A 1,457-nucleotide genomic window follows, 5' to 3' on the forward strand; every position below is an offset into this window, starting at 1 on the left:
TATATATATAATAAGGTAAAATGTCTGTCTTCATCATTTTTGGAAGGCTAAAAGGCCCCATATGAAGATGAGAAAAATTATCAAATAATTTAACCTTTTTATAGTTTTGTTCTTTATTAAATTTAGATGTATATTCAGGCATAGCATCACAAAAAAGTGAAAAGTTAACCTGTTCTTTTTTTACAGCTCTAATTATTTTTTTTATTTCCATTGCAGAATCTGTTTTGTTTAAAATAAATGGATTATATAAACTAACCGACTCACGAATTTGATCCTGTTTATTATCGACTGCATCACCCCACTTTGTTAACCAATTTCCATCTTTTACATCAGCGATGGTTACGGTTTTCTTGTTATCAGCACGGCCAGCAATGATAATAGAAAACTCATCAGAAAATATGTGGAAAGTAGCCAAAGAAATTTTTTTTCCATTCTTTCTATATCCTTCCATAGCTTCTGTAAGGATACTTGCGCATTCATCAACGCCCTGACAAACAATCTTATTATCAAAGAAATATGCACGAAGTACTTGCTTTTTTAGCTTATGATAAAAAGCATCGTACGGGAATAATTCTAATACACCAATGATTTTTTTTTTGTTCTGCCTCGCTACAATTTCCTCAGCTGAAAAAATCTTAAACATTGCATATGTAAAACTATATACGTAAGAGTAGTATAAATATACGCTTGGTATTTTTTTATTAACGAAAGTGGTACAAAGATTCAATACATAAATATATTTAGATTTTGCTGAAGCAAAATATGTCACTGCTTGAAAAACAAAATTCTCAATCATTAATTACACCATGTTATTAAAATATAAAGTTATCGATGTAACCTACATTGTAATTATAAAATCCGCATTAAAAAACACCAAAAATAATGTGGTACATTATTTTATAAAGCACCACAAAATAGTATTAAACATCACTAGGATATTATTAATTTAACTTCAATATCCGATTTATCATGATGATGTGTAGTGTGGTGCCCAATGCGTAAATTCTTTTTGTAAGGCTCTTTCATTTGACGTGCGGCAGGCTTTATTCCCTTTTTTATCACTCGGTTCTCTTTTGCTAGAAGGGCCATTAGCAGTAAAATAATACCAATTATTGTTAGGATTGTTTTTTTTACCTCGACAATGAGCAACCCAATCTGCTTTACCACCTCCGCCAATAATTTTATCGGCTTCATGAATAATTTTTAACATAATATTTCCCTTTATATAATGGTTATTAGAGTATACGTAATATAATTTAATTCAGGTTTAATTGTAAACCTGAATTAATGATAACATCATTAACAACACAATCAATTATTAACCAATCACTTATTAATAATTRAGAACTAATCTCTAAAAGTCTAAAAATCTAAAAATCTAAAAATCTAAAAAACGATATTACGCTTATTCATATTTAATTAATCTCCTAAAATATTATTACTAAACATTTATACAC

The 1,457-nt window shown here is 28.6% G+C and carries 2 protein-coding genes; both read right to left on the reverse strand.

The genetic code is table 11. From position 1 onward, the window contains the following. On the reverse strand, positions 1-796 hold a 796-nt coding region (locus L4D78_RS28195; RefSeq protein ID WP_428469989.1), incomplete at its 3' end, for a hypothetical protein. Positions 797-967: 171 nt separating this feature from the next. Next, entirely contained in the window at positions 968-1,210 is a 243-nt protein-coding gene (locus tag L4D78_RS28200) for a hypothetical protein (RefSeq protein ID WP_428469990.1), read from the reverse strand. Positions 1,211-1,457: the final 247 nt, after the last annotated feature.

This window comes from Photobacterium minamisatsumaniensis, from assembly GCF_050336695.1.
GTDB lineage: Bacteria > Pseudomonadota > Gammaproteobacteria > Enterobacterales > Vibrionaceae > Photobacterium > Photobacterium minamisatsumaniensis.